Genomic DNA, 22400 nt, shown 5'->3' on the forward strand with positions numbered 1-22400 from the left:
TCGCGCCGGCGCCATGCCGGCGCGCTGCATTACGCGTCGCGGTAGACCTGCGCGAAGCGCTGCGCCTGCACGACACCGTAGTCGCCGGGCGCGTACTGCATCACCCAGTCGCCGGCGACGCCGCGCAGCGTGTCGCCGTTTTCCGAGCGGGCGATCGTGAACGGCTCGTCCATCCGGCGGGCGAGCACGACGGCCGGCCGGTTCCGGTAGGCGCCCGGTTCGCCGTGTGCGAGTGCCGGATCGGCAGGCAGGTATTTGGCGTCGAAGCGCGCGCGCGACACGACCCAGCGGTCGCCGGTCGAGCCCGTGATCAGCGCGTCGCCCGCCGCATAGCGGTTCGGGCCTTCGAGGCTCATCAGTTCGCCGTCGGCCTGCGCGAAGGCGACGGCGACGGTTTCGTCCTTGACGACGTGACGGGCCTGCGGATCGGTACGCAGGTCGAGGTGCTTGAGTTCGAGCATGGCGGGAAAGGGGCGGGAAAGCGGTAAAAGCCGGGAGCTTATCCCGAATCCGGCGCGCCGTGTGACGCGCCGGTCGCCTGGAGGGGCGCTGCGCCGTTCGGCCCGGACGGGCGGTACGGCGCCGGCAGGGCGGTCGTCAGGGTTGCGCGGGTGCGCTGGCGGCCGGCGCGGCCGCCGCCTTGCCATCCGTGCCCTTCGTCTTGCCCTTGCCGCGATGCTCGCCGCCGTGGCGCAGCCAGCTGCGGAACGTCGTGTCGGCCAGCGCCTTCTGGTCGGCCGGGAAGCTCTCGTAGAGCGGGGCAAAGGCATCGGCGAGCTTCTTCGCGCCGTCGGCGTTCGCCTGCGACAGTTCCGCGTACTGCTTCATGTCGTCGAGTGCGGAGACGTCGTGCTTCGCCATCCGTTCGCGATAGAGGCGGCCCATCGTGTCGCCGTTGTCGCGCATCGTGTCCGCGAACGTCTTCCATTGCGGTTCCTGCGCCGACGTGATCTTCAGCTGGTCGTGCAGGTACTTGATGCGCTGCTCGACGCGCGCTTCGTGGCGCGCCGCGCGCTGCTCGGCGCTCGGGGCCGACGCCGCGGCCGTCGTTGCGGGGGCCTGGGCGGGCGCCTGCGGCTGCGCCGGGGTTTGCGCGAACGCACTGGCGGCAACCGCGAGCGTAGCGAGGGTGAGCGAGATTTTCTTCATGGTTGGCTCTCCGGGGTGGTGTCTTGCGAGCGGGCGCGGCGGCAACTGCCGCAAGCGCGCTTCTCGCGTCGCCAGCTATTAGTAGCACGTTGAATGCGGTGCAGCAGCGAATGCGACACTTGCTTACATCCGATACGAATCGAAATTGAAAGGATCCGGCCGGATCGTGGCGGCGCCGTTTGGGCGGGCCGGCGTTCGGCGCTATCATCGCGTCACCTTCCACTCAGCCGGCGCGTCATGCCCCGGCCCAGCCTCATGCGTCCACCCCGCCTCGACCAACTCGACGATCTCGACCGGCAACTGGTCGCGCTGCTGCAGGCCGATGCGCGCGCCAGCGTCGCGGATCTCGCGCGCCAGCTCGATGTCGCGCGCACGACGGTCGTCGCCCGCATCGCGCGGCTCGAACGCACCAACGTGATCGCCGGCTACAGCGTCCGGCTCGGGCAGGACGTGCTCGATGCAAGCATTTATGCGTACGTCGGCATCATCCTCACGCCGAAGTTCGGCAAGGACGTGCTGCGCAAGCTCGACCGGATGCCCGAGGTGCAGCTGCTGTGCGCGGTGAGCGGCGAGTACGACTACGTCGCGTGGCTGCGCGCCGATTCGCCCGAACGGCTCAACGACCTGCTCGACCAGATCGGCACGCTCGAAGGCGTCGAACGCACGACGACGTCGATCATCCTGTCGCGCAAGATCGATCGCGGGACCATCGGCGGCTGACGCTCAGGCGCGGCCTGCGTCGCGTCGTGCGTGTGGCGCCGGGGTATCGGCCCGGCTGCCGGCCTGCGCCGCGCCGGGCGGCCGCACGAGCGGAATCCGCACCGAGATGCGCAACCCGCGCGCTTCCGTTTCATCCGCATAGGCGAGCGCGATGTCGGCACCCATCCGGTCCGCGACGATCTTCACGATCGACAGGCCGAGCCCGGAGCCGATCTGCGCATTGCCGGGCACCCGGTAGAACGGGTCGAACACACGTTCGCGTTCGTGCGGCGCGATGCCCGGCCCGGTGTCGGCGATCGTCACGCACACGTGCGTGTCCGTGCGTTGCGTCGACAGGTCCACGCGTCCGCCCGGCGGCGTGTAGCGGATGGCGTTGTCGACCAGGTTCATCACGAGCGACACGAGTTCGAGCTCGTCGACGGGCACGTGCGTGTCCGGGCCGTCCTCGATGCCGATGTCGAGGGTTTTCGCGTCGGCGAGCGGCATCAGGTCTTCCAGCACACGCCGATAGATCGCATGGACGGACACGTCGCCGGGCGGCGCGGCCGGCGCGCTTTGCGCCCGCGCGAGCGCGAGCAGCTGCCCGACCAGGTGGCGGCTGCGGTCGAGCCCGCCGCGCAGCGCGGCGAGCCGTGCGCGCGCATCGTCCGGCAGGTCGGCCTCGGCGAGGCGCTCGGCCTGCAGCGACATCGCCGTGAGCGGCGAGCGCAGTTCGTGTGCGGCGTCGGCGACGAAGCGGCGCTGCGCGGCGACCGACTGCGCGACGCGCGCCAGCATACGGTTGATCGCGACGACGAATGGCCGCACCTCGACCGGCACGCGCTCGGCCGGCACCGGGCGCAGGTCGTGCTCGTCGCGGGCGTCGATGCCGGCGGACAGCGCGGCCACCGGGCGGAACAGCTTGCGCACGAGATCGGCGACGAGCAGCAGCAGGATCGGGACGAGGATCAGCAGCGGCAACGCGGTGCGCCACGCGCTTTCGCGAGCGACATCGTCGCGCACGCCGGCTTCCTGCGCGACCGCGATGCGCTCGCCGTTCGCGAAGGTTCGAACCATCACGCGATACGTGCTGCCGCCGGCATCGACCGTATGCAGCCCGTCGGCGAGCGTCGGCGCCAGCGCGAGCCGCGGCGTGCCGTCGCTGCCCGGCTGCGGTTGCGGTGCACTGCCGAGCGGCTGCACGAACACGCGCGACAGCTCGTCGCTTTCGCGCGCGGGCCCGGTGCCGTCGGCATGGAGCGACGACACGTGCTCGCGGTCGAGCAGCGTCGCGACCTCGCGCAGCACGTCGTCCTGCAGTTCGTGTGCTTCGTCGAACGCCGATGAAAACGCGAACGCGGCCGCGGCCGTCGCGACGACCAGGATCGCGGCCGACAGCGCGACCGACAGCCGGAAGCCGATCGACTCGCTCAGGCGCTTCTTGAAACCATCCATCCCGCACCCCTGACGTTCTTGATCACGGTACTGCCGAGCTTGCGGCGCAGCGAATGGATCAGGAATTCGACCGCATTGCTTTCGACTTCCTCGCCCCAGCCGTACAGGCGATCCTCGAGCTCGCGCCGCGACAGGATCGCGCCCGGGCGCACCAGCAGCGCGCGCAGCAGCGCGAACTCGCGATTCGACAGCGGCACCGGCGCGTGCCCGTCGACGGCGGCCTCGCGCGTCGCCGGGTCGAGCGACACGATCCCGTTGCTCAACAGCGGCGCGGCCGAACCGGCCCGGCGCCGGATCGCGACGCGAATCCGTGCGAGCAGCTCGGCCATCTCGAACGGCTTCACGATGTAGTCGTCGGCGCCGCCGTCGAGGCCGGCCAGCCGATCGTCGAGCCCGTCGCGGGCGGTGACGATCAGCAGCGGCGCGCTGGCGTCCTTCGCGCGGATGGCGGCCAGCACGTCGAGCCCGTCGCGGCCGGGCAGGCCGAGATCGAGCAGGACCAGGTCATAGGGCTGCGCGGCGAACGCGGTCAACGCGCGCACGCCGTCGGTGACCCAGTCGGTGGCGTACGACGCGTCCTTCAGCGCGGCATGGACGGCCTCGCCGATCATCGGGTCGTCTTCGACGAGCAGTATTCGCATGCGTGTTCTCCGTGCGGCGCAAACGCCGCCAGCGTATGCGATTCCCGCACGGGCGTCACGTGCCGCGGCGCGCTGTGATCCTTATTTGCCGCTGAACCGGTCGAGCGTCGCGAGCAGGTTCTTCATCGCGGCGGCCGAATCGGCCTGGGTCGGATGATCGGCGCGCAGCGCGGCGAGTGCGCGGTCGATCTCCTGGTCGACCATGTGCCAGTCGGCGGCGGCGCGCGGCTTGAGGCCGGCTTCGGCCGAGTCCCACGCGATCTCGAGATCCTTGATGCGCGTTTTCGCGCCGGGCAGGTCGCCCTTGGCGACGAGCGCGTTCACGTCGACGGCGATCGTGCGGAACTGCGACAAGTCGCCGAGCCTCGATGCGTGGGCCGCTGCGGGGGAGGCGGCGGCCGAGGCCGGCGCCGACGTCGCTGCGTTCGCGTCCTGCTGCTTCGAGCAGCCGGCGGCGGCGCTCAGCAGGGCAATCGTGGCAACGGCAACGGCGAGACGGGAAACGGGATGGGGGATGCGCATGGCGTGTCCTCGATTCGATGAATGGAAAGAACGGAAAGGAAAGGGCGTCATTCGGTGGTGCCGGCCTGCGTGCGCGGGCCGCTGCCGAACTGCGCGACGGCGACGAGCAGCACGATCACGGTCAGGAACAGCAGGCTCGTCCAGGCAGCGCCGAAGCCGAGCCCGCCGTAGGCGCGGGCCTGCGTGAGCAGGTCGCCGAGCGATGCGCCGAACGGGCGCGTCAGGATGTACGCGATCCAGAACGCCAGTACCGCATTGGCGCCGAGCCGCCACATCACGAACACGGCCGCGATCAGGCCGCCGAAGCACAGCGCGCCGAGCGTGAAGCCGAGCCCGAGCGCCTCGGTCGCGAGATCGCCCGCGGCGGTGCCCAGCGCAAACGTGCAGAGGATCGCCGACCAGTAGAACAGCTCGCGCCGCGGCGTGACGATCGTGTCGATCGACAGCGTGCCTTCGACGCGATGCCACACGAAGAAGATCGCGGCGAGCGCGACGGCAAACGCGGCGGTGCTCGCATAGAGGCTGACGTTCAGGCCGTCGGTGAGCAGGTCGGTGATCTGCGTGCCGACGATGCTGACCAGCACCACCGTGAGCCAGTAAATCCACGGCACGTAGCGGCGCGTGCGCAACTGCAGCCACAGCGCGATCGCGAGCAGCGAGGCCATCGCGACGCGCGTGACGGTCTGGCCGAGCCCCGCGTTGACCGCGAGAAAGTCCGCGCCGGTCTCGCCGACCGTGGTCGACATGATCTTGATGATCCAGAACGACAGCGCGACGTCGGGCACCTTGTTCAGCCAGTGCGGCGTGCGATGAGCGGGCAGGGATTGCATGCGATGCCTCCTTGGAAGTCGGGTGGTCGGCATGCAGTCTGAAACGGAAGACTTAGGCCAGCCATAGCGGGGCCGGCAGCGGTAAAACGTGTTGTTTCGACACTTCGACGAAATGTGTCGTCGAAACGTCGAAATTATCGGTCGTTTCGCATCATTCTTCGTCTTGGAACTGATTTTGAGCGTCCCTACACTGTGTTCATGGCTCAACGCCGTTCACAACACCAACCCATCATCAGGAGATAAGCGCATGAAAATCGCCATCGTCGGCGCAGGTCTGATCGGCCACACCATTGCTCACATGCTGCGTGAAACGGGCGACTACGAAGTCGTCGCGTTCGACCGTGACGCGGATGCGCTTGCGAAGCTGTCGCGCGAAGGCATCGCGACGCAACGGGTCGATTCGGCCGATGCAAACGCGATTCGCGAAGCCGTGAAGGGCTTCGATGCGCTCGTCAACGCGCTGCCTTACTACCTCGCGGTCAACGTGGCCGCCGCCGCGAAGGCTGCCGGCGTCCACTACTTCGACCTGACCGAAGACGTGCGCGCGACCCACGCGATCCGCGAACTGGCCGAAGGCTCCGACCGTGCGTTCATGCCGCAGTGCGGCCTCGCACCGGGCTTCATCGGTCTCGCCGCACACGAACTGGTGAACGGCTTCAGCGAAGTGCGCGACGTGAAGATGCGCGTCGGCGCGCTGCCCGAGTATCCGACCAACGCGCTGAAGTACAACCTGACGTGGAGCGTCGACGGCCTGATCAACGAATACTGCCAGCCGTGCGAAGCGATCCGCGACGGCCGCAAGCAATGGGTGCAGCCGCTCGAAGGCCTCGAGCACTTCTCGCTCGACGGCACCGAATACGAAGCGTTCAACACGTCGGGCGGCCTCGGCACGCTGTGCGAGACGCTGTCGGGCAAGGTCGAGACGCTCGACTACAAGTCGGTGCGCTATCCGGGCCATCGCGATCTCGTGCAGTTCCTGCTCGAAGACCTGCGCCTGTCGACCGACCGCGACACGCTGAAGTCGATCATGCGCCGCGCGGTGCCGTCGACGAAGCAGGACGTCGTGCTCGTGTTCATCACGGTGACGGGCGTGAAGGACGGCCAGCTGGTGCAGGACGTGTTCACGCGCAAGATCTTCGCGAAGGACGTGTGCGGGATGCACATGAGCGCGATCCAGATCACGACGGCCGGCGCGATGTGCGCGGTGCTGGATCTGTTCCGCGAAAAGAAGCTGCCGCAGAGCGGTTTCATCCCGCAGGAAAAGGTGTCGCTGAAGGCGTTCCTGTCGAACCGCTTCGGCAAGCTGTACGAAGGTGGCACGATGGAGCGCGTGCACGAAGTGGCCTGACCATCCGTCAGCCTCTGGCACGAGGGCCGTACGACGCCGGGAGCGCAACAGCGCTTCCGGCGTTGTTTTTTGCGGGTGACGAAAAGGAGCGGCCGGTCAGGCCGGCAGCGGCGGGACGATCGTGGCCGCAGGCGGAGGCGGCGCGATATGGTACAGCAGCGCCTCGACGTCGGCATCGGAGGGCGCGGTGTTGTCGAACATCACGATGCCGTCGCATTCGTGGCCGGTCGGCACGAAGCGGCGCTGCCGGTATTCGTCCCAGTGCGCGAGCTTGTATGCGTCGTTCGGGTTGCCGCGCGCGACGATCCGCTGGTGCGCGACGTCTTCCGACGTGTGGACCCAGACGACCGTCAGCGCGACGTCGGGCGCGATGCCGAGCCAGGCGCGGTCGAGAATGCGGCGATCGCGCACTTCGCGCGACAGCGGGCCGACCACGAGCGCGCCGATGCCGAGCGCGAGATTTTCGCGGGCCGTGTCGAGCAGCCCTTGATATTCGGGATCGCGCAGGTGCTTCAGGTAGAGCGGGCTGTCGCGGTCGTTCGGATCCGCGGTGAGCGCACCCATCGCGGCCGAGCTGTAGCGGCCGTACAGCGTGTCCTTGTCGAGCAGGCAGAAGGCCTCGCCGGTCGCGCGCATCAGCGGCCCGATGAGCCGCTTCGCGAGCGTGGTCTTGCCGGTGCCGGCGTGACCGCAGAAGAACACCAGATGCGTCACGAAGCCTTGCCTCCCGAGCGCGGGCTCGACGCGCCGTTGCGCTTGTCGCCGCGCGAGAAGACTTCCGCTTCCAGCCACATCGCGTTGATGATGCCGAAGCCGAGCGCCACGCCGATGCCGAGTATCCACGAGAAATACCACATGGGTCTGTCTCCTTGACGGTTGGGCCGCACGGCCGTGCGGCGGGTGGTCCGAACTGCCGGGTGCGCATGCCGCGGCGCACGCAGCCCGATCATGACCAATATCGCCGAGCCGCGCAAGCCGGGCCGCCCGCGCAGCAAACCGGTAAACTGATGCGCAAACCGCAACGTCACAACACCATGCTGATCAACTGTGCTGCATACCAGGACGGCCGCAAGCTGGCCGACATCGATATCGACGCCATCAGCGACTACGTGTCGAAGCCCGAGTGCTTCGTGTGGGTCGCGTTGAAGGATCCGACGCCCGAGGAACTCGACCTGATGGGCGAGGAATTCGGGCTGCACGAACTGGCGCTCGAGGATGCCCGCAAGGGGCATCAGCGGCCGAAGATCGAGGAGTACGGCGATTCGCTGTTCGCGGTGCTGCATACGGTCGAGCTGGACGACGACGATGAATTCAAGGTCGGCGAGCTGAACGTGTTCGTCGGCGCGAACTACGTGCTGTCGATCCGCAACCATACCGAGCACGATTTTCGCGACGTGCGCAAGCGCTGCGAGCGCGAGCCGCATCTGCTCCGGGAAGGTTCGGCATTCGTGTTCTACGCGCTGATGGACCAGGTCGTCGACCGCTATTTCCCGATCCTCGAAACGCTCGGCGCCGAGCTCGAGGAACTCGAGGACCGCATCTTCGCGAAGGCCACGCCCGCCTCGTCGCGCGCGATCATCGAGGATCTCTATTCGCTGAAGCGCCGGCTCGTGATGCTGTACCAGCACACGGCGCCGCTGCTCGAGCCGCTGGCGAAGCTCACCGGCGGGCGCATTCCGCAAGTCTGCAGCGGCATGGAGCCGTACTTTCGCGACGTGTACGACCATCTGCAGCGGATCGTGAAGACGATCGAAGGGCGGCGCGAGATGGTGGTCACGGCGATCCAGGTCAACCTCGGGATGATCTCGCTGGCCGAGAACGAGGTGACGAAGCGGCTCGGCTCGTTCGCCGCGCTGTTCGCGATCCCGACGATGATCGCCGGCATCTACGGGATGAACTTCGCGAACATGCCCGAACTGCACCTGAAATACGGCTTCTACGGCTGTATCGCCGTGATGGTGGCCGCCGACTTCGGGTTGTGGTGGCGCTTCAAGCGGGCAGGGTGGCTGTAGCCACGCGTCACGCGCGGGGCGGCGCGTGCTTGCCGACCACGACGCGCCACGGCCGCACGCGCCACGATTTCACGAGGCCGTTCTGCACGTACGGATCGGCGCGCGCGAACGATTCGGCCGCCTCCGGCGAATCCCCTTCGAACACGAGCACGGCCTGGTCGGCCGGGTCCGACAGCGCGCCGGCGAGCACGAGTTCGCCGCGCTCGGTCGCAGCCTGCGCAAGCGCGAGGTGCTGGGCGCGGAACGGTTCGCGGCGGGACAGGTAATCGTCGACGAGTTCGTAGGTCAACTGGTAATGCATGGCGGCTCCGGGAAGGATCGCGGCGGCCGGTGCGTCAGCGCGCCGTCAGTCAGTCTGCTGCGGGCAGTATAGGGCAGGCGGACGGCGGCGACACGACGGGGAGGGCGGCGCGCTTTTGTGGTTATAAATGCAACTAACGGTCTGAGCGCTAACCGTCCTGGAATTCCGGCCGCAACGCGCCTTCCATGCAGCCATGGTCTACAGGCCACCGGCGGGGCGCATCCCTACGCCTTGTAGCCGATCGTGCGCAGCAGATCCTTGCGCCAGCGGATGTCGTCGTCATTTTCGACACCGAGCGGCCCGAAGCCGTCGACGACGCCGACGATCCCGCGTCCTTGCGCGGTTTCCGCGACGATCACCTCGGTCGGGTTTGCGGTCGCGCAATAGATCCGGCAGACCTCCGGCACCGCCTTGATCGCGTTGAGGACGTTGACCGGAAAGCACCCGTCGCCGAGGAACACGATGAACGCGTGACCGGCGCCGATCGCGCTGGCGTTGCGGCAGGCGAGGTCGACGAGCGCCGCATCGGTGCCGGAGTGGCGCACCAGCCGCTTGCCCGATGCCTCGCAGAAGGCGAGCCCGAAGCGGATGCCGGGCACGGTGCCGACCAGCGCCTCGTGGATGTCCTCGACGGACTTGATGAAATGCGACTGGCCGAGGATGAAGTTCACGGTCTCGGGCTTGTCGACGGCAACGGTTTGTAGTTGCAGCATGGCGGACCTCGTCTCGCGATGCGGCGCGTGGGCCGCAATGGGCGCTTCAAGCTTAGTACGCGGCGTCCGGCGACGAAAGCCGCGCGGGCGGCCTATCCTTGGTTGTGTGTGGCGCTTGCGCCGCACGAAGGCAACGGAGGACGACATGGACGTGCGACAAGGCTTCGTCGACTGCGTGGGGCGCACGCCGCTGATTCGCTTGACGAAGCTCAGCGCCGAGACGGGCTGCGAGATCCTGGGCAAGGCGGAATTCATGAATCCGGGCGGGTCGGTGAAGGACCGCGCGGCACTCTACATCATCCGCGACGCCGAGCGGCGTGGCGTGCTGCAGCCGGGCGGCACCGTGGTCGAGGGCACGGCGGGCAACACCGGCATCGGCCTGGCGCATATCTGCGCGGCGCGCGGCTATCGCTGCGTGATCGTGATTCCCGACACGCAATCGCCGGACAAGCTGGCGATCCTGCGCACGCTCGGCGCCGAGGTGCGCCCGGTGCCCGCGGCGCCCTACCGTGATCCGAACAACTACCAGAAGATTGCCGGGCGGCTCGCGGACGAACTCGACAACGCGGTATGGGCCAATCAGTTCGACAACGTCGTCAATCGCCAGGCGCACTACGAGACGACCGGGCCCGAGATCTGGCGCGATACGGCGGGCACGATCGATGCATTCGTGTGCGCGACCGGGACGGGCGGCACGCTGGCGGGCGTGAGCCGTTATCTGAAAGAGCAGAATCCGGACGTGCGGATCGTGCTGGCCGACCCGCACGGCAGCGGGCTGTACGGGTACGTGAAAACGGGCGACCTCGGCGCGGAAGGCAGCTCGATCACCGAAGGCATCGGATCGACGCGCGTCACGATGAACCTTGCCGGCACGCCGATCGACGACGCCGTGCGGATCGACGATCAGCAGTGCGTGACGATGGTCTACCGGTTGCTGCGCGAGGAGGGGCTGTACGTCGGCGGATCGAGCGGCATCAACGTCGCCGCGGCGGTCTGGGTGGCCCGCCGGATGGGCCCGGGGCACACGATCGTGACCTTGCTGTGCGACCGTGGCGACATCTATCGCACACGGCTTTTCAATCGCGAATGGCTACGCGAAAAGGGACAGGATCCGGGGGACTGAACCCGTGTGTCGAATCGGTGCGAAGCGCGCGAGCGGCGAGGTTTTCCATCCGCCGGAATGCGACCTATGCTGAACGAATCCGGTGCGAACGCCGTTCGCCCGTTTCGTCCAGACGAGGTGTGCCATGCCTGTGTCAGCCACCCTGCAGGATTGCCTGCGTCAGAAGTCATCGCGGTACGAAGTGGTGTACCCTATAGCCATACGAGCATGGAGACGGCCGCCGCCGCGCATATCCCCGGCGATCGCCTCGCGAAAACCGTGCTCCTCGAAGACGACGAAGGCTACGTCGCCGCTGTATTGCCGACCACGCACGCCGTGCGCCTGTCGGATCTCTGGGTGAAGACGGGACGCCATCTCGTGCTTGCCCGGGAGGTCGAGCTGCGCGAGCTGTTCAAGGATTGCGACATGGGCGCGTTGCCGCCGGTGTGCATGGCGTACGGCATGAAGACGTTCCTCGAGGAACGTCTCGCGCAGCAGCCGGAAGTCTATTTCGAGGCCGGCGATCACGAAGCGCTGATCCACATGATGCAGGACGAATTCCTGATGCTGATGGAGACGGCCGAGCGCGCGCATTTCTCGCACAAGATGCAGGGCATGCACTCCTGACGCGCGCGGTGTTTGGGCGCTGGTCGGTGCGTGTCTGACGGGGCGCGTGTAGAGGCGGTAAGTGGTCGTGCGATGGTTAATTCGGTCTGCGAAATTGTTTGCGATGGTTTGTCGAGTGCCCAATCCATCACGAAATTTGTATCGCATTGCAGACTAACTTTCCGGATATCCAGGGTATTTCGGGCGTTCTGAAGAAGCTGTGTCGACCAGCTCGAGGCAGTTGACCAGCGTATCCGGCGACCGATGGGGACGCCGATGAGGAGAGGCGTGAATCTTGGCGATCGCATCCGGAGCGGGCCATTTTGGTGCGGCGCGGGAAATATGCCGATATTTATGCTGAAGCAGATTAATATCCGGTTTTGCATATATCCATACAATTCAATTACCGTTTTTATAATAGAAGTTTGATTTGTGCTTACCGGAATATTATTTGAATAAACCCTCCAAACTTTGTATTCGGGCATCAAATAAAGTTTGACGTCAAAATTTTTTCCTTGCTATTGTCTGCACCCAAGTGAGCGGCGCCACTGACATCACCGTGTAACGAACGGTGGGTCGTCATACGAAATGTAAGGTGCCGCCCGCTCAGCTGACAATTGCCTGAACGTGCTGGCGCGTTTTTTTCGGTGCATAACCGGGCCGCGCCGGCCGGAACGATTCCTTGAAAAAATGAATTTGCATTCGAATTGAATTCTTTCAATTCGGATTGCTAATTGAATTTGAAATGAAATGTTCGGGTTGATGCGGTGGCGATGCCGACCTGGCTTTGCGGCCGGCAGCAATCCGATACTGGGCGAATCGCTTGGGGGATGGATGGTGGGCATGAAAGTCGAAGAACGTCTGGCTACGTCGAACAGCGGACTGGCTACGCTGGGCCGTCCGCGAGAGTTCGGCAAGAAGCAACAGAATCCGGTGCGCCGGTTCGGCGGCATCGGCATCGTCCTGGTGCTGCATGCCGTACTGATCTACGCGCTGCTCAACGGCCTCGCGACGAAAGTCGTGCAGGTGATCCAGCACCCGATCGAAACCCGCATCATCGAGCCGGTCAAGCCGCCGCCGCCACCGCCGATGCCCGTGGTCAAGCTCCCGCCACCGAAATTCGCGCCGCCGCCGCCGCCGTTCGTCCCGCCGCCGGAAGTGCCGGTGCAGGCGCCGCCGCAGGCGACGATCACGCACCAGTCGGCCCCGGTACCGTCCGCACCGGCCGTGCAGGCGCCGGTCGTGGCGCCTCCCGCGCCGGCCAAGCCCGTCAGCCATGACGTGGGGGTGGTCTGCCCGAATTCGGACACGCTTCGCGCGTCGATCCAGTATCCGAAAGAGGCGCAGGAGAACAACATCACGGGCGACGTGACGATCGAGTTCGTCGTGGATGCGGAAGGGAACATCACGAACGAGCGTGTGGCGCAGTCGGCTGATCCGATCCTCGATCGTGCTGCCTTCAACACCGTGAAGCGCTTCAAGTGCGTCGCGCAGGGCCAGTCGGTGCGGGTCCAGGTTCCGTTCTCGTTCAATCTGAATTGATGCAGTGGGCGGCCCGGTGCGATCCGGGCCGGAAAAAACCATCTCGAACTGGGGTATTCAGTTCTTCGAATTAACTGGAGTGGGGTATGACGAAGCGTTCACTGGCCGCGCTGGCGGCAAGCATCCTGATGTCCGTCGCCGCAATCGACGGGTTCGTTGCACCACAGCTCGCCCACGCGCAGGCGAGCGGCGCGGCCGGCACGTCGGCACAGGCCGCGGCGCCGTCGGCTGCGCCGGCCCCGGTTCCGGCCGCCGCCGAGCCGGCTCCGCCGCCCGCGCCGGCCACGACGGAAGCGGTCGAGAATCCGTACGGGCTCGGTGCGCTATGGAAGAACGGCGATTTCGTCGCCCGTTTCGTGCTGATCCTGCTGGTGATCATGTCGATGGGCAGCTGGTACATCATGATCACGAAGTTCGTGGAACAATTGCGCGCCAATCGCCGCGCGAAGCTGGCGGACGCGCAACTCTGGACCGCGCCGTCGCTGGCCGAGGGCGCCAGGCTGCTCGACGAGGCGTCGCCGTTCCGCTTCATCGCCGAAACGGCGATCGAGGCCGGCGAGCATCATGACGAGGCGCTGCTGGAAGCGGTGGACCGCAATACGTGGATCGACGTGTCGGTCGAGCGCTCGATCACGAACGTGTCGAACCGGATGCAGGACGGGCTCGCGTTCCTCGCCACGGTGGGCTCCACCGCGCCGTTCGTCGGGCTGTTCGGCACCGTCTGGGGGATCTATCACGCGCTGACGGCCATCGGCATCGCCGGCCAGGCGTCGATCGACAAGGTCGCGGGGCCGGTGGGCGAGGCGCTCATCATGACCGCGATCGGCCTCGCCGTCGCCGTGCCGGCGGTGCTCGGCTACAACTTCCTGGTCCGTCGCAACAAGTCGGTGATGGAGCGGGTGCGCAACTTCGGCGCGCAACTGCATACCGTGCTGCTGGCCGGCAATCGGCGCCCGGCACGCGCGTCGTCGCCGGCCGCGGCGTCGCTCGCGAACTGACCGGCTGACGGAGACGCGCGATGGCCATGAACGTCGGGCAGGACGATAGCGACGAGGTGATCGCCAACATCAACACGACGCCGCTCGTCGACGTGATGCTGGTGTTGCTGATCATCTTCCTGATCACGATTCCGGTCGTGACGCACACGATCCAGCTTCAGTTGCCGAAGGAGACGGTGCAGCCGCTGCAGACGACGCCGAAGAGCATCGAGATCGCGGTGAACCGCGATGGCGATTTCTTCTGGGGCGAACAGCTGGTGGATGCCACGACCCTGCTCGCGAAGCTGAAGGACGTGTCGCAGCAGCAGCCGCAGCCGAGCGTCCACGTGCGGGGCGACCAGAACACGCGTTACGAGTTCATCGGCCGGGTGGTCACGATGTGCGAGCGCGCGGGGATCGCGAAGCTGTCGTTCATTACGGAGCCGCCGGCGCGCGGGGGATAGTCGCGCAGCGGAATCGGGGTGGGACAGGGGGCTGGCGGTAGGTGGGGGAGCGCTGACGCTGGTCGACCGGGAAGCTTGGGATCTGCGTAAGCGTTGAAGCGCTAACGCTGATCGACCGCGAAGCATGGGATCCACGTAAGCGCTGAAGCGCTAACGTGGATCGACCGCGAAGCATGGGACCAGCGTAAGCGCTAAAGCGCTAACGCTGGTCGACAGGAGTTCGACGATGGGAATGAATGTGCCTTCGGGCGGAAGCAACGCCGAGCCGGAAGTGATGGTCGATATCAACACCACGCCGCTGATCGACGTGATGCTGGTGTTGCTGATCATGCTGATCATCACGATCCCGATTCAGATGCATTCGGTGAAGATGGACCTGCCGGTGGGTAATCCGCCGCCGCCGGCCGCGCCGCCGGAAATCGTGCAGATCGATATCGACTTCGACGGCACGACGACATGGAACGGCGCCCCGGTGCCGGATCGCGCGGCGCTCGAGTCGAAACTGACCCAGGTGGCCGCGGAACCCGTGCAGGCGGAGATCCATCTGCGCCCCAACAAGCTGGTGCCGTACAAGGACGTGGCCGCCGTGCTCGCCGCCGCGCAACGCGTGGGCGCGACCAAGATCGGCCTGATCGGTAACGAACAGTTCATGCAATGACGACACGGACGAGCCGATGAACCAGCGACGATGGAAACGGATGATGGCGGTGACGGCGCTCGGCGCGGCGGGCCTGCTCGGACGCCCGGCGCTGCCGGCGGACGCGCTGCGGCCGGACGTGGCGAAACCGTTGGCGGCCGCGCAGGAACTGTACCGCGCGCACAAGTATCGCGACGCGCTGGGCAAGATCGCGCAGGCGGCCGCCGTGCCGAACCGGACGCCGTACGAAACCACCGTGGTGGAGGAAATGCGTGGCGCGGCAGCGATGGCGGCCGGCGATTCGGGGACGGCCGCGCAGGCGTACGAGAGCGTGCTGAACTCCGGGCGGCTCTCGGGCGACGACGAGCAGCGGACCACGGCGGCGCTGGCGGGCATCTACTTCCAGCAGAAGAACTACCCGCTGGCGATCCGCGTCGCGCAGCGCTACCTGAAGGCGGGTGGCTCGGATCCGGAAATGCGCACGCTGCTCACGCAGTCTTACTACCTGTCGAACGATTGCGCACCGCTCGTGAGCCAGTTGAAAGCGAGCACCGACGCGCAGGCGAATGGCGGACACGCACCGGATGAAGGGCAGTTGCAGATGCTGGCGACCTGCGCGCAGAAAGTGAAGGACGGCAACGCGTATCGCGGTGCGCTCGGGCTGCTGGTAGCTTATCACCCGAGCCCCGCGTACTGGGACGAAATGGTCACGGCCATTCGCGGCAACCCCGGGTATCTGCCGTCGCTCGACCTCGACATCTACCGGTTGCGGCGGGCGACGGGCTCGCTCACGACCGCCAACGCGTACATGGAAATGACGCAGCTCGCGCTGGTAGCGGGCTCGGCCGCCGAGGGCAAGCAGGTGATCGACCAGGGGTTCGCATCCGGCGTACTCGGCAAGGACGCGCAGGCGGATCGCGAGAAGCGGCTGCAGGCGCTCGCGGCGAAGCGCGCGCAATCGGGCGGCGACGCCACGACGCCGGCAGCGCCGATCGACGCAGGCATGAACCTCGTCTTCGAGGGCCATGCACAGCAGGGGCTGCCGATGATGGAGCAGGCGATCGCGAAGGGCGGCCTCGAGCATCCCGACGCGGCGAGGCTGCGGCTCGGCGAGGCGTATTACGTGGCTGGCCAGAAAGCGCGTGCGCTCCAGGTGCTGCGTACGGTCAAGGGCACCGACGGTTCCGGTGATCTGGCACGGCTCTGGACGGTGGTGGCCTCCCGGTAACGCAACGGACGTGCACGGCCGCGCGCAATGCTGGCGGTCGGAAACCGGTGTGCCGCCGCGATCGCGCGGATGCACGACGAGCAGGTCAGCCGATGAAAAGGGGCAAACTTGTTAATTAGTAAACCGAATGAAATGGGCGGGCGATGTGCGGGCGCACCACGCGAGTGCGCTGCCGCACCGCGCGTCGCTTGCACGTCGCGACAGCGTGCGGCGGGGGATCGCGCCGGGCCGGCTGCGTCGCGGCATCGGTCGAGGCTTGACGACATCAAACCGATTTCGACTGCGAGGAACCGTCTTTCCATGGTTTTGCCCCCTGATGAGTCGGTGCTCGTCGCCATGTCGCTCGGCAACAAGATCCGGGCGCTGCGCCAGCGCCTGAAACTCACGCTCGACGAAACGTCGACGATCGCCGGCATATCGAAGCCGTTCCTGTCGCAGGTCGAGCGCGGGCGGGCGACGCCGTCGATCACGTCGCTGGTGCGGATCGCGAAGGCGCTGGGCGTGACGATGCAGTACTTCATCGACACGCCGACGGAAGCGCGCTCGGTATGCCGCGGCAACGCGCTGCAGTATTTCCAGTTCACGAACTCGGCCAGCCGGTTCGCCAGGCTGACGAACCTGGTGGACGGCCGCAAGCTCGACGCGATTCTCGTCCGGATGCCGGCGGGGCAGTTGTCGTCCGAGATGACGACGCACGCGGGCGAGGAGTTCGTCTACGTGTTGCGCGGGCAGGTGGCGCTGACGCTCGAGGATTGCACGTTCACGCTGAACGAGGGCGATACCGCGCATTACGAATCGACGATGCCGCATGCGTGGCGCAACACGGCCGACGAAGAGGCGGTGATCGTCTGGGTCGGCACGCCGAGGCTGTTCTAGCGAAGGCGGCCGGCAGGAAGGAGAAGTGCCCGGTCGACGAAGAGGGTGCGCGGTACGGCGCATGCACAGGTTCGCGTTGTACGGAATCCGCTGCCCGTCGAGCCGGGAAGAAGCAGGCAATGCGCTCAATGTGGGTGTTTAGTATGACGAATAAAAATAGAACAAGACGGTGATGCCGAATGGCGCTGGTGCTACGAGGCCGATCCGTTCGAGTCGTGGCAGTCGAAAGCGTGGCAATCGCGGGTTCCGGTACACGGGCACCCAGGACGCGCAAGGAATTCACAAGGTTCCGGCGCACAGCAGGTGGGGTCTTACTACGAGCGAGAGGGAACAAGATGAAGCAGAGAGTTTTGGCGTTGGCCATCAACAGGATAGTCTGGGCGGAACTGGCGCTGACGGCCGCACTGGCGCCGCCGACGTTCGCCCAGAGCCAGCCGGCGCCGGGCGCCGTCGCGATCGCGGATGCGGTCGCGAGCGGCGCGCCCGTGACCGTTGCACAGGCGGCCGGTACGGCGGGCAGCGCCGCCGCACCGGACGCCGCGGCGCCCGATGCAGCACCCGGTGCAGCGGCCGAGGCGACGCCTGCCGCACCCGCCGCGAACGGGCAGGGCAAGGTTGCGCAGATCAAGCGGTTCGAAGTGACGGGCTCGCTGATCCGGCAGGCCGACAAGACGGGTTTCCAGCAAGTGCAGACGATCACGCCGAAGGAAATCCAGGCCAGCGGCGCGGTGACCGTCGCCGACTTCCTGCGCGATGCGGCAGCCAACTCGGCGAACAGCTGGGGCGAAGGGCAATCGGGCAACTTCGCGGCCGGCGCGGCCGGCATTGCACTGCGCGGCCTCTCGGAGAAGTACACGCTCGTGCTGGTCGACGGCCAGCGCGTCGCGCCGTATGCGTTCTTCTCGAACAGCGTCGATTCGTTCTTCGACCTCAACACGATCCCGCTCAACGACATCGAGCGGATCGAAATCGTGAAGACGGGCGCCGTGTCGCAGTACGGTTCGGACGCGATCGGCGGTGTCGTCAACATCATCACGAAACACAATTTCCGTGGCCTGCAGCTCGACGGCAGCCTCGGCAGCGCGATCAACGCCGGCAACGGCGACGGCACGATGAAGTTCGGCGTGCTCGGCGGCTTCGGCGACCTGAACGCCGACCGCTTCAACGTGACGGCCGCGCTCAGCTACTACAAGTCGAACGGCTTCACGCTGGCCGACCGTGATTCCACGCGCAGCCAGGACTTCACGGGCAAACCGGGCGGCTTCTCGCTGCTCGCGCCGTCCTACTGGAACATGCCCGACGGCAGTGCGCAGGCGCTGAACGGCGGCTGCCCGTTCGGCGGCTCGGTTCATCCGGCCGCGCCGAATTCGCTGTCGGCCGGGTTGCCGGGCACCATCTGCGGGTACAACACGGCGGAAAGCACGTCGATCCTGCCGATGACCGAGCGCCTGAACGCGAAGCTCCACGGTGACTTCAAGATCGACGACAAGACGACCGCGTTCGCCGACTTTATGGAGAGCTACAACACGACCACGACCAACGACGGCCTGTGGAACAACGTGATCGGCAACTCGCAGAACCCGGCGCTCGTCTGGAATCCGCAGACGAAGCTGCTGTCGCCGTTCAACTACACGGTGCCGGTCAGCAACCCGTACAACACGACGGGTGCGGCCACGCCGCTCACCTATGCGTTTCCGAACACGGTCGCGCAAAAGACCTGGGCCAGCTACTGGCGGGCGGCCGCCGGCATCAAGGGGTCGTTCACGCTGCCGTACGGCGACTGGGACTGGGCGACGTCGGTCAGCCATTCGCAGAGCACGGTGTCGAACGTGTTCACGAACCAGCTGAACGTGAACGCGCTGAACAACATCTACCAGAACGGCACACTGAATTTCGCGAACCCGGCCGCGACGCCTAACGCGTTCAACGGTCTCTATCAGGAGGCGAACAACTTCGGCATCTCGAAGCTCGACACGATCGATGCGACGCTGTCGACGCCGAACCTGTTCCATCTGCCGGCCGGCGACGTCGGCATCGGCTTCGGCGCGCAGTTCACGCACCAGAGCGAAACGCTGACGCCGGGTTCCGAATACCTGAGCGGCGCCGTCATCACGCCGGACCTCGAGACGGTGGATGGCCAGCGCAACGTCGCGGCCATCTATTACCAGATCAACATACCGATCATCGAGAACCTGACGTTCAGCCAGGCAGGCCGCTACGACCACTACACCGACGTGGGCGGCGCCTTCTCGCCGCGCTTCGCGTTGCGGTACCAGCCGATCAAGGCGCTCACGTTGTATACGTCGTACAACCGCGGCTTCCGCGCGCCGACCTTCGTCGAGGACAGCAAGTCGCAGACGCTCGGCATCCAGGTCGACCCGGCCACCGGCCAGAACTACACGTCGATCACCGTCGGCAACCCGAACCTCGCGCCGGAACGCACGCGCAACCTCAATATCGGCTTCCAGGTCTCGCCGAGCCGTTACACCGACCTCGGCTTCGACTGGTACAAGATCCGCATCGACAACGTGATCGGCCAGGGCAAGCCATCGCAGGTCGTGACCGACCCGACGACCGGCCAGCTGCTGTACAAGGTGATCCCGTACCAGAACCTCGGCTACCTCGACACGAACGGCTTCGAAGGCACGTTCCGCCAGGGCCTGCCGCTGAAGGGCTGGGGCACGATTACGCTGTCGGGCGACTGGGCTTACGTCAACAGCTACAAGATCGGCTTCCCAGGCGCCGCGCCGGTCAACGGCGCGGGCAACAACTTCACGATCACGCAGCCGTTCGGCGGCAGCTTCCCGCGCTGGCGCGGCAACACGACGCTGGACTGGAACTACCGGAAGTTCGATGCGGCGCTGACGTGGCAGTTCACGGGCCCGTACGCGCAGAACCTGATGCCCGAGCCGAACAAGGTCGGTTCGTACAGCCAGTTCAACCTGATGGTGACGTACACGGGCTTCAAGAACTGGACGATCTACGGTGGCATCGACAACCTCTTCAACCGCACGCCGCCGTTCGACCCGATCTTCGCGAACGGCACGCTGAGCCAGAGCGGGTACGACACGTCGGTGTACTCGTACATCGGCCGGTTCGCACAGGTCGGCGCGACGTACAAGTTCTGATGGCGATCGCGATGCACTGACAGGTTTGGGACAGGCCGCTCCACGTCCACTACCCCCTTTTCGGGGCGGCCTTTTTTCACCTGGCGCCACGACGGCCCGCAACCGGGACGCGCGGCGGTGCAGTTCATCCGATCGTGACCAGCACGAACCATCCGCGGGACGCGGCCGTATGCGGCGTCCGGCACGGGCATCGATTGCGCGCGGGCTTCACACCCGCACGCTTCCGGACAGACTGACCATGAGACTGTTGAATGGGCGACGGGCACGCGTGCCGCGCCACTCGCACCTGACGCGCACGCACGGGCGGATGCGCACCGCCGCGCGCGCCGCGCTGCTCGCGTGCGCCGTGTGGCTCGTGTCGGGCGGCGTCATGCCGCAGGCCGCGCTCGCGGTGCCGGCGATCTCGCAATACGACCATCCGAAGTATCCGCCGGGCTTCACGCATTTCGACTACGCGAATGCGGATGCGCCGGACAACGGCACGCTCCAGTTCGAAAACTACGACGAAGCGCAGAGCTACGATTCGTTGAACCCGTTCCTCGTGCGCGGCGCGCCCGCACCGGACATCAAGAACCTGATGTTCGACACGCTGATGCAGCGCAGCTGGGACGAGCTCGCATCCGAATACGCGCTGATCGCCGACGACGTCGACGTCGCGCCCGACGGGCTGTCGGCGACGTTTCACATCAACCCGGCCGCACGCTTCTCGAACGGCGACCCGATCACCGCGGCCGACGTCAAGTATTCGTACGACACGCTGTCGAGCCCGCAGGCGTCGCCGCTGTACAACGCGCAGTTCGCGATCATCAAGCGCGCGGTGGTGGTCGACGGCCACACGGTGCGTTTCGAGTTCAAGCACGCGGAGCGCGACGCCGCGCTGATCGCGGGCGACCTGCCGGTGTTCTCGCCGAAATGGGGGCAGCGCGCGGACGGCACGCGACCGCCGTTCGACCAGATCGCGAACGTGCCGCCGATCGCGAGCGGCGCGTACCTGATCGACCAGCGCAGGAACGACAAGCAGATCAGCTACGTGCGTAACCCGCACTACTGGGCAGCGAACCTGCCGTCGCGACGCGGCATGTTCCGCTTCGCATACGTGTCGTTCAAGCTGTACCTGGATCAATACACGGCGCTCGAAGCGTTCAAGGCCGGCGACATCGACGCGCGCATGGAATACAGCGCGACGCAGTGGGCGCGCAAGTACGTCGGCAAGAATTTTCGCAACGGCATGCTGACGCGCTGCGAGTTTCCCGACGGCCCCGCGCAGATGCAGGGTTTCCTGATGAACATGCGCAAGCCGATGTTCCAGGACGTGCGGGTGCGGCATGCGCTCGCGCTGGCGTTCGATTTCGACTGGATGAGCCGGATGATGTTCTACGGGCAGTATCGCCGCACCAACAGCTTCTGGGAGGCGAGCCCGTTCGCGGCATCCGGCATGCCGAGCGCGAAGGAGCTGGCGCTGCTCGAACCGTTCCGTGCGACGCTGCCGCCCGAGGTGTTCGGCCCGATGATCCGGCAGCCGTCGACGCTGCCGCCGAACTCGCTGCGCGCGAACCTGAAGGAGGCGCGCGACTTGCTCGCGCAGGCCGGCTGGCATTACCGCGACGGCGCGCTGCGCGACGCGAACGGCACGCCGATGACGATCGAGATCATCGACGACCAGCCCGGCATGGACCGCCTGATTCTGCCGTACACGCAGGCGCTCGCGATGCTCGGCATCCACGCGTATCTCCACGAGATCGACAGCGCGCTCTACCTGAAGCGGCTCGACAATTTCGAGTACGACATGACGACGTACATCTACCTGCCGGTGACGATTCCGGGCGCGGAGCTGACGCGCCGCTTCGGCAGTGCGGCCGCGTCGCAGCCCGGGTCCGAGAACTATCCGGGCGTGAAATCGAAGGCGGTCGATGCGCTGATCCGTGCGGCGCTCGCAGCCGACACGCTCGACGATCTCGAGACGGCCACGCACGCGCTCGACCGCGTGCTGATCAACCTGTACGCGCTGATCCCGCAGTACTACCTGCCGAACGCGCGGATCGCGTACAAGGCGACGCTCGGCCACCCGGCGATCGTGCCGGACTCCTATCAATACGAGGACTGGATCATCGACTACTGGTACGTGAAGCAACCGGCGGCGAAACCCGCACCGGCCGCCTGACGGAGGAAC

22 protein-coding genes and 1 pseudogene are annotated in these 22400 nt (G+C 66.3%); 13 read left to right on the forward strand and 10 right to left on the reverse strand.

From position 1 onward, the window contains the following. Positions 1–29: 29 nt before the first annotated feature. Together CFB34_RS32260 and CFB34_RS32265 are read right to left on the reverse strand one after the other, a co-directional pair. Positions 30–461, reverse strand: a complete 432-nt coding sequence (locus CFB34_RS32260; RefSeq protein ID WP_089440163.1) for a PGDYG domain-containing protein — start codon at positions 459–461, stop codon at positions 30–32. 136 nt (positions 462–597) lie between these two features. Further along, on the reverse strand, positions 598–1149 hold the full coding sequence (locus tag CFB34_RS32265) for a Spy/CpxP family protein refolding chaperone (protein WP_089440162.1): 552 nt from the start codon (positions 1147–1149) through the stop codon (positions 598–600). A gap of 255 nt (positions 1150–1404) precedes the next feature. On the opposite strand from CFB34_RS32265, the gene CFB34_RS32270 reads away from it, so the two are divergent. Then, a complete protein-coding gene (locus tag CFB34_RS32270; protein WP_006481526.1) occupies positions 1405–1869 on the forward strand; it encodes an Lrp/AsnC family transcriptional regulator in 465 nt (154 codons plus the stop codon). Positions 1870–1872: 3 nt separating this feature from the next. On the opposite strand, the gene CFB34_RS32275 is transcribed toward CFB34_RS32270, so the two are convergent. The 4 genes from CFB34_RS32275 to CFB34_RS32290 all read right to left on the reverse strand — a co-directional run bounded on the left by CFB34_RS32275 (position 1873) and on the right by CFB34_RS32290 (position 5296). Then, positions 1873–3303 carry a HAMP domain-containing sensor histidine kinase gene (locus CFB34_RS32275; RefSeq protein ID WP_089440161.1) on the reverse strand — a complete coding sequence of 477 codons (1431 nt, stop codon included), beginning with the start codon at positions 3301–3303 and terminating at the stop codon, positions 1873–1875. Further along, positions 3279–3944 (reverse strand): response regulator transcription factor, encoded by a 666-nt coding sequence (locus tag CFB34_RS32280; protein WP_089440160.1) that lies wholly within the window; start codon positions 3942–3944, stop codon positions 3279–3281. Before CFB34_RS32280 ends, CFB34_RS32275 begins: the two co-directional genes overlap by 25 nt. A gap of 81 nt (positions 3945–4025) precedes the next feature. After that, complete coding sequence (locus CFB34_RS32285) at positions 4026–4466, reverse strand: hypothetical protein (protein WP_089440159.1); 441 nt, start codon at positions 4464–4466, stop codon at positions 4026–4028. A 47-nt stretch (positions 4467–4513) separates the two neighbouring features. Then, positions 4514–5296: a hypothetical protein gene (locus CFB34_RS32290; RefSeq protein WP_089440158.1), complete on the reverse strand. Its 783-nt coding sequence runs from the start codon at positions 5294–5296 to the stop codon at positions 4514–4516. Positions 5297–5543: 247 nt separating this feature from the next. Here CFB34_RS32290 and CFB34_RS32295 point away from each other — a divergent pair, with 247 nt between their 5' ends. After that, positions 5544–6644 (forward strand): saccharopine dehydrogenase C-terminal domain-containing protein, encoded by a 1101-nt coding sequence (locus CFB34_RS32295; protein WP_039357959.1) that lies wholly within the window; start codon positions 5544–5546, stop codon positions 6642–6644. A gap of 96 nt (positions 6645–6740) precedes the next feature. Here the strand turns inward: CFB34_RS32295 and CFB34_RS32300 are convergent, their stop codons facing one another. Next, positions 6741–7358, reverse strand: a complete 618-nt coding sequence (locus CFB34_RS32300) for an ATP-binding protein (protein ID WP_089440157.1) — start codon at positions 7356–7358, stop codon at positions 6741–6743. Next, on the reverse strand, positions 7355–7501 hold the full coding sequence (cydX, locus tag CFB34_RS32305; RefSeq protein WP_043182986.1) for a cytochrome bd-I oxidase subunit CydX: 147 nt from the start codon (positions 7499–7501) through the stop codon (positions 7355–7357). The genes CFB34_RS32300 and cydX overlap by 4 nt, the downstream gene beginning before the upstream one ends. Positions 7502–7678: 177 nt before the next feature. Here cydX and corA point away from each other — a divergent pair, with 177 nt between their 5' ends. After that, the gene (gene corA / locus CFB34_RS32310; RefSeq protein WP_089440405.1) at positions 7679–8656 is read left to right on the forward strand and encodes a magnesium/cobalt transporter CorA; all 978 of its coding nucleotides are present in this window, start codon (positions 7679–7681) and stop codon (positions 8654–8656) included. Positions 8657–8663: 7 nt separating this feature from the next. Here the strand turns inward: corA and CFB34_RS32315 are convergent, their stop codons facing one another. Together CFB34_RS32315 and CFB34_RS32320 are read right to left on the reverse strand one after the other, a co-directional pair. Beyond that, positions 8664–8957 (reverse strand): YciI-like protein, encoded by a 294-nt coding sequence (locus CFB34_RS32315; protein ID WP_039357977.1) that lies wholly within the window; start codon positions 8955–8957, stop codon positions 8664–8666. Positions 8958–9181: 224 nt separating this feature from the next. Then, a complete protein-coding gene (locus CFB34_RS32320; RefSeq protein WP_089440156.1) occupies positions 9182–9670 on the reverse strand; it encodes an adenosine-specific kinase in 489 nt (162 codons plus the stop codon). A 145-nt stretch (positions 9671–9815) separates the two neighbouring features. Here CFB34_RS32320 and CFB34_RS32325 point away from each other — a divergent pair, with 145 nt between their 5' ends. The 10 genes and pseudogenes from CFB34_RS32325 to CFB34_RS32370 all read left to right on the forward strand — a co-directional run bounded on the left by CFB34_RS32325 (position 9816) and on the right by CFB34_RS32370 (position 22391). Then, a complete protein-coding gene (locus CFB34_RS32325; RefSeq protein WP_089440155.1) occupies positions 9816–10793 on the forward strand; it encodes a cysteine synthase A in 978 nt (325 codons plus the stop codon). A 124-nt stretch (positions 10794–10917) separates the two neighbouring features. Beyond that, positions 10918–11399: pseudogene (locus CFB34_RS32330) on the forward strand (YbaK/EbsC family protein). Positions 11400–12221: 822 nt separating this feature from the next. Then, a complete protein-coding gene (locus CFB34_RS32335) occupies positions 12222–12920 on the forward strand; it encodes an energy transducer TonB (RefSeq protein WP_089425491.1) in 699 nt (232 codons plus the stop codon). An 86-nt stretch (positions 12921–13006) separates the two neighbouring features. Further along, positions 13007–13918 carry a MotA/TolQ/ExbB proton channel family protein gene (locus CFB34_RS32340; RefSeq protein ID WP_089440153.1) on the forward strand — a complete coding sequence of 304 codons (912 nt, stop codon included), beginning with the start codon at positions 13007–13009 and terminating at the stop codon, positions 13916–13918. A gap of 20 nt (positions 13919–13938) precedes the next feature. Continuing rightward, entirely contained in the window at positions 13939–14361 is a 423-nt protein-coding gene (locus CFB34_RS32345; protein WP_089440152.1) for a biopolymer transporter ExbD, read from the forward strand. Between the two features lie 226 nt (positions 14362–14587). After that, positions 14588–15019, forward strand: coding sequence for a biopolymer transporter ExbD (locus CFB34_RS32350; RefSeq protein WP_089440151.1), 432 nt, complete (start codon positions 14588–14590; stop codon positions 15017–15019). A 40-nt stretch (positions 15020–15059) separates the two neighbouring features. Beyond that, positions 15060–16226 (forward strand): tetratricopeptide repeat protein, encoded by a 1167-nt coding sequence (locus tag CFB34_RS32355; protein ID WP_242808738.1) that lies wholly within the window; start codon positions 15060–15062, stop codon positions 16224–16226. Between the two features lie 300 nt (positions 16227–16526). After that, a complete protein-coding gene (locus tag CFB34_RS32360) occupies positions 16527–17102 on the forward strand; it encodes a cupin domain-containing protein (protein ID WP_011352155.1) in 576 nt (191 codons plus the stop codon). A gap of 335 nt (positions 17103–17437) precedes the next feature. Further along, positions 17438–20230 carry a TonB-dependent receptor gene (locus tag CFB34_RS32365; RefSeq protein ID WP_089440149.1) on the forward strand — a complete coding sequence of 931 codons (2793 nt, stop codon included), beginning with the start codon at positions 17438–17440 and terminating at the stop codon, positions 20228–20230. Between the two features lie 238 nt (positions 20231–20468). Next, the gene (locus CFB34_RS32370) at positions 20469–22391 is read left to right on the forward strand and encodes an extracellular solute-binding protein (protein WP_089440148.1); all 1923 of its coding nucleotides are present in this window, start codon (positions 20469–20471) and stop codon (positions 22389–22391) included. Positions 22392–22400: the final 9 nt, after the last annotated feature.

It is taken from the genome of Burkholderia sp. HI4860 (assembly GCF_002223045.2).
GTDB lineage: Bacteria > Pseudomonadota > Gammaproteobacteria > Burkholderiales > Burkholderiaceae > Burkholderia.